This window comes from Psychrobacter sp. (genome assembly GCF_030457785.1).
Taxonomy (GTDB): Bacteria; Pseudomonadota; Gammaproteobacteria; order Pseudomonadales; family Moraxellaceae; genus Psychrobacter.
In genome coordinates this window covers 1-6,087 of record NZ_JAKDUI010000163.1, presented here as the reverse complement: position 1 = coordinate 6,087, position 6,087 = coordinate 1, and the positions used below count along the sequence as shown (strand labels likewise).

3 protein-coding genes and 1 pseudogene are annotated in these 6,087 nt (G+C 43.5%); 2 read left to right on the top strand and 2 right to left on the bottom strand.

Going from position 1 to position 6,087, the window contains the following annotated elements; translation table 11 throughout:
- Positions 1-555: pseudogene (locus L0J61_RS08370) on the bottom strand (lipid-A-disaccharide synthase); the annotation flags it as partial.
- 447 nt (positions 556-1,002) lie between these two features.
- Here L0J61_RS08370 and L0J61_RS08365 point away from each other — a divergent pair.
- Complete coding sequence (locus L0J61_RS08365) at positions 1,003-2,085, top strand: 3-deoxy-7-phosphoheptulonate synthase (RefSeq protein ID WP_301465993.1); 1,083 nt, start codon at positions 1,003-1,005, stop codon at positions 2,083-2,085.
- A 141-nt stretch (positions 2,086-2,226) separates the two neighbouring features.
- Here L0J61_RS08365 and pepN read toward each other — a convergent pair whose 3' ends face one another.
- Positions 2,227-4,869: an aminopeptidase N gene (gene pepN, locus L0J61_RS08360; protein ID WP_301465992.1), complete on the bottom strand. Its 2,643-nt coding sequence runs from the start codon at positions 4,867-4,869 to the stop codon at positions 2,227-2,229.
- A gap of 481 nt (positions 4,870-5,350) precedes the next feature.
- Between pepN and L0J61_RS08355 the strand changes: the two genes are divergently transcribed.
- Positions 5,351-6,010 carry a DUF6231 family protein gene (locus L0J61_RS08355; protein WP_301465991.1) on the top strand — a complete coding sequence of 220 codons (660 nt, stop codon included), beginning with the start codon at positions 5,351-5,353 and terminating at the stop codon, positions 6,008-6,010.
- The last annotated feature ends 77 nt before the right edge of the window (positions 6,011-6,087 follow it).

The following is a 6,087-nucleotide window of genomic DNA, read 5'->3' as shown; positions in this document are numbered from 1 at the left end:
TGCTGGATGATTATGCCGTTCATACACAGGCAACTCAAAGGGAAACAAGCAAAGCAATAAGTGGGGCGCCGTTTTGATCCCATGAATGCGTGACTCTCGCCATGCCCAAATAGATGGGCTGACGTACTGAACACAAAATACACCTTTCGGCTTTAGCTTTTTAGAAACACGTAGATTAAAGTCAGGCGCATCAACGCCAATAAACCAATCAATACCTGCTGTCTTAAATTCACTTAATAGCTCACGGCGCGCCTTAAACAAGTCAGGCAATTGCGACATGACCTCTACCAAGCCCATCACCGCCAAACGTTCTAGTGGAAAGATACTTTTCAGCCCTTGGGCTTGCATTTTTGTACCACCAACACCCACCCAAACAATATCATCACGCAGTTTATTCATCTGCTGCATGAAATCTGCGCCCAAACTATCTCCTGATACTTCACCTGCGACAATACCAATAATCAATGGCGTTGATTTGCTCTCAGACACCCGCTGTTGAGTCGCAATCTGGTCAATTAAATCAGCATCTTTAGGTAATATTGAAGAATCTGTCATGACAAGCTCTCGAGGTTAAGATAATAAAAGCACAGTGCGGAAAGACACAATCAGAAAAATAAGGGAACAACTTATCGCTATTATAATGCATAACACAGGCAAACAGGCATTGAGACTGATAACTGACCAGCATTTTCGGTTATCGGGATTATTTTTTAGACACAACCAGTCTACGCACCTTAGCTAACATAGTACCACTTCATTTAGCACCACTTCATTTATGCTGTCATCATACGTGACCATGATTGAAATAGCGAAATTCATTCACATAATTAGAACCATAGTTTTTAGCGACAAATTTAGAAGCAACATCAGAAGCAATAACTATAACTAAGTTTTGGTTTCCTCATTCCAGTTATCAGTTAATTAACTGTGCGACTACCCTTGTCAATCAGCACTTTTGTCCTCATAATGAATATTCCTATAAATTAGCTAGACGATATAATCATGACTACACCAGCTACCCATAATGCAGATATTGATGACGTGAACATTAAACAATTCATCCCTTTGGTCACTCCAGCTGAGCTAAAAACTGAGCTGCCTCTATCAGAAGAAGCCTATCAAACGGTTTTAAAAGGAAGAAAAACTATCCAAGATATCTTGGACGGCAAAGACAAGCGCCTATTTGTGGTCATTGGTCCTTGCTCTATCCATGATATCAAAGCTGCGCACGAATATGCCGACCGTTTGGCTGTATTAGCCAAAGAAGTCGAAGACAGTATTTTTGTCGTGATGCGCGTCTATTTTGAAAAACCTCGTACAACTGTTGGCTGGAAGGGGATGATTAACGACCCTGACATGAACGACAGTTTTGATATCGAGAAAGGACTGCGCATGGCTCGTAAACTGCTGCTTGATCTGAACGAAAAAGGCCTGCCATGTGCGACTGAAGCCTTGGATCCAAATACGCCGCAGTACATGCAAGACTTGATTAGCTGGTCAGCCATTGGTGCTCGTACTACCGAAAGCCAGACACACCGCGAAATGAGTTCAGGACTATCGTGTCCAGTTGGCTTCAAAAACGGTACGGATGGTGGCATGACGGTCGCTGTAAACGCTATGCAAGCAGTAAAAGCAGGTCATAGTTTCTTGGGACTCTCCTCTGATGGTAAAGTTTCTATCATCAAATCTAACGGCAACCCGTATGCACACGTCGTACTACGTGGCGGCAACGGCAAACCCAACTACGATGAAACCGCTGTGTCTCAAGTTGAGAGCGCACTGGCTAAAGGCAAAACCAGCAGCAAAATTATGATTGACTCTAGCCATGCAAACTCTGGTAAAGACCCTTACCTACAACCGATGGTTATCAACAACGTCGCCGAGCAAATCCAAAACGGCAATAAATCCATCATCGGCATGATGATCGAAAGTCACCTAAAAGGTGGTAATCAGAAACTGACTGCAGATTTAAGCCAACTTGAATACGGTAAATCAATTACCGATGGTTGTTTGGACTGGGACAGCACGGTAGAAGCGTTACATAATCTACGTGATATGGTGAAGGACATACTGCCTAATCGCTAATTGTCATCTAAGTAAGTTAAGCAAATAAAAAGCCTGTTCGATATCATATCGAACAGGCTTTTTTAGTTTCTAAAATAGAGCCTGTTGAACCTTCACAAATAGACACTGCTTTGTGAAGGTTTATGACTGCATCCTGACGAACTACTCGCTTGCTGAGCCCAAGACACTGTCTAAACTCTCAAGCACATGCTTAGAAGAGACTTGTTGTTGCAGGTCAACAAGCTGCTCATGCACCATTTGACGACGTGGTTCAGCCAGCGTGTTCCAGCGTGCCAGCACTTGCAGTATGCGCGAAGCCAATACTGGATTGTCCTCATCTAGCTTTTTGATCACACCTGTATAAATATCTAATCCTTCTGCCGTCCACAATACCGTTGGCTGTGAGGCGAAAGCACTGATAACCGAGCGCACACGGTTGGGTGTATTCCAATCAAAATCAGCATGAGCGATCAACGACTTAATAGCGTCAGGAGTCACCATTTCGGCAGAAGCCTGCACACTGAACCATAAATCAATGACCAAGTCATTACCATTAAAACGCTTATAAAAATCGGCCAGATACGCCTCTACATTGGCTACTTGATGATTGACCATCACGCTCAAAGCACCAAAACGCTCCGTCATACAGCCCGCATTGTCGTATTGCTGCTGAGCCCAGTCAACTGCGCCAGCGACATCAGCGGTCAATGCCATATCAAGCACGACATTGCGTAACGCACGATTGCCACGAGATTCAGGGCTATCTTGATAAGTCTGCATTGGTAATTGTTGATACAGATCAGCCCATTGATCTTGTAGCTGATCGGCCACCAATTGGTGCAGATTGTCACGTTGCTCTTTGACCAGTTCTGGATCGTAGTCTTTTTGAATAGCAGAAGCCAGCTCACGCGCTGACGGTATATCGAGCAAACGAGCCGCTAACATTGTGTCTTCAGACGCAAGTACCGGCAATGTCTGAGTGAGTGCTTGCAGATAAACCTCAGGACTGCTTTTTGAGTCTTTATCTTGCAACAAGATACGGTTTACTAGCATTTGCGTCACTTGCCAGCGGTTAAAACCATTGGTTTCATGCTGCAGTAAAAATGCCAAGTCTTCATCTTGGTAATCATAGTTAAGCTGCACTGGCGCACTAAAATCACGCAGTAACGACACTACTGGCTCATTTGTCACCCCTTCAAAAGTAAATGACTGACTTGCCTGATCGAGTAACAGCATTCGCTCGGCAACAATATCACCAGAGTCTTTGTCAAATAATGCCGTTGCTACTGGAATAGGTAAAGGACTTGGTGCATCAAAGCCACTAACATGACGTGTTTTCTGATTCAAGATAATCGTCAATGTCTGACTAGCGCTGTCATAATCTTGGTGGCCTGAAATCACTGGTGTACCAGGTTGGCGATACCAATCAATAAAGTTTTCAATCTTGCTATCGGTGATGCTTAGCGCAGATAAGAAGTCCTCGACCGTAACTGCTTGCCCATCGTATCGGCGGAAATACTCGTCTGTTCCTTTGCGAAAGTCCTCGGGACCCAACGTATTGGCAATCATACGAACGATTTCAGCGCCTTTTTCATAGACAGTCGTCGTATAAAAGTTATTAATCTCAACAAAACTTTCAGGGCGCACAGGATGCGAAAGCGGTCCTGCATCTTCAGCAAACTGATGAGCACGCAAATTTGAAACATCGTCAATACGCTGTACGGCCCTTGATTGCTGGTCTGCTGAGAACGATTGATCACGATAAACGGTAAAACCTTCTTTTAAGCACAACTGAAACCAGTCGCGGCATGTGATGCGATTACCCGTCCAATTATGAAAATACTCATGGGCGATGATGGATTTGACACTAAAGCTGCGAGCATCGGTCGTTGTCTCAGGGCTAGATAACACACAAGCCGTATTAAAAATATTCAGACCTTTATTTTCCATCGCACCCATATTGAACTGGCTAACAGCGACGATCATGTAACGATCTAAATCGTATGGGCGACCATAATTGACCTCATCCCATTCCATCGCATCTTTTAGCGCTTGCATACCAACATCACACTTATCAATGTCGGCAGACTTTGCATACAACTCAAGCGCGACTTCTCGCCCTTCACTGGTCGTATAAGTGTCTGCTAGGACATCTAAATCTGCAGCAACACAAGCAAACAAGTAACTTGGCTTATTCGTCGGATCATGCCAAATCGCATAATGACGATCTGTCTCGCCGCTAACGTCACCTGCCTCAACCAAATTACCGTTGGCCAATAAGGTTGGATAGCGCTTATCTGCCTCTAGACGCGTGGTAAATATCGCCAACACATCAGGACGATCTGGATAAAAGGTAATCTTACGAAAGCCTTCTGGCTCACACTGGGTGACAAACATAGTATCGTCACCACTGCCCGCCATATACAACCCTTCAAGCGCGGTATTGGTATGTGGGCAGATACGTACTTGAATGTCCAATGTTATCTCATCGGGTGCATCTGATATCGTCAGCTGACCTGCTTTTTGCTCATAACGATCAGAAGCCAGTGACTCACCATTCATTGAGATAGCAAGCAGTTCTAGGTCTTCACCGAACAATACGACGTCACCAGCTGTTTGACGCACCATCTTTAACGTACTATCTACCTGCGCGTGCGCTTCAAAAATCTTGATATTCAAATCCACGGTCTCTACATCAAAACTTGGCTTGGTGTAGTCCTTTAGATTGATTTTACTGGGTGCTTGCGTTGGTACGTCAGGCATTGCTGGATTGATGGCTTGAATATCCGCTTCAGTGGTCGACATGTGGTTTCCTATTATTATTTATTAAAAAGTGTTTGTTATCATTCAATGCTGAGCATCGTCAGCGCCTTATAAAACCCTCACTAGAAGGTACTTTTAATTCAATTGACAGACACCCAAATGAGATAAAAACGGCTGTATTTCGCCAAACCTAGATTTCGCCAAACATGTTCGCCAAACATCGTATCTAGATAAGACAGATACTTTATATCTTCTAGTTATTCAGATTCGTCAAACCTGATTACGCTCCTAGCGCAGCTTGTAACGCGACTAATTTAACATAGGTCTTTAGTTGCGTTGACTTTAGTTGCATTGCTCTTAGTTAAATTGACCTGAAATGGTAAATTTCAAGTATGACTGCCAATATTATTGCCGTTATATTTTATTGCCAACTACAAAACCATCAATCAATAATTGGATAATGACGCCGAAAATGATTTAATGGACTCACTGATGATTACCTTTAGATAAAACGGCCCCATATATGACAAAGCAAACTGCCAGTCGCTCAGAGATTACTTTACCTTTATTGATAGATTACACCGACGTTCTGTTCCCTTCACTGACAAAGCAAACCGATGTGACGGCAGAGGCTAGGGCAAGCACGACGACTGACAACCCAAACGATATTGCTAAGACAAAGGTGCTGTGGGTAGTACAGGATAACGAAACCTTACTGGCATTAGACACACAACTAAAAAACCAGCAAACCTCTAAAGAAAATGAAGCTAATGCAGCAGTTGTCCCGAAGTTCGACGTATCCACTATATCGGATCTGATGCAGCAGCAAGTACCAGATCGCTATGAACTGGTTTGCTTCTGGCTGCCGACCCTACCAACAGAGCTACTACAGCAATACATTCCTGTGCTTATGCGCTATCGTGATCTTTATGCTGCTCATCTACTCATCGCCCTCCAAAGCAGTATAAACTTAAAAGCTTATGGATTTACCCCGTTCGATATATTGAGCGAGCAAGCCTTGGATATTGACCATATAACTGAGAATACATCTTTGTCTGAAGATTTGTCCTCTACGTCAGCCACGCTATGGCAATTCAATTTGTATGACTACAAGCAATTACCAAATTGGCTGAACGCAGACTATTGGGCCAATCCTGAAAACTGGGGCAAACACCGCTGGTAACTTGATTGTAGTGTGCTTTATATATATTTGTTAAAATTTGAATATTTACAGTTGTACTACTTACATAAAATAACACT

Excerpts from the sequence above, each read along its gene's own strand:
- L0J61_RS08365 (WP_301465993.1), top strand. The coding sequence starts at position 1,003 with ATGACTACACCAGCTACCCATAATGCAGATATTGATGACGTGAACATT.
- pepN (WP_301465992.1), bottom strand. The coding sequence starts at position 4,869 with ATGTCGACCACTGAAGCGGATATTCAAGCCATCAATCCAGCAATGCCT.
- L0J61_RS08355 (WP_301465991.1), top strand. The coding sequence starts at position 5,351 with ATGACAAAGCAAACTGCCAGTCGCTCAGAGATTACTTTACCTTTATTG.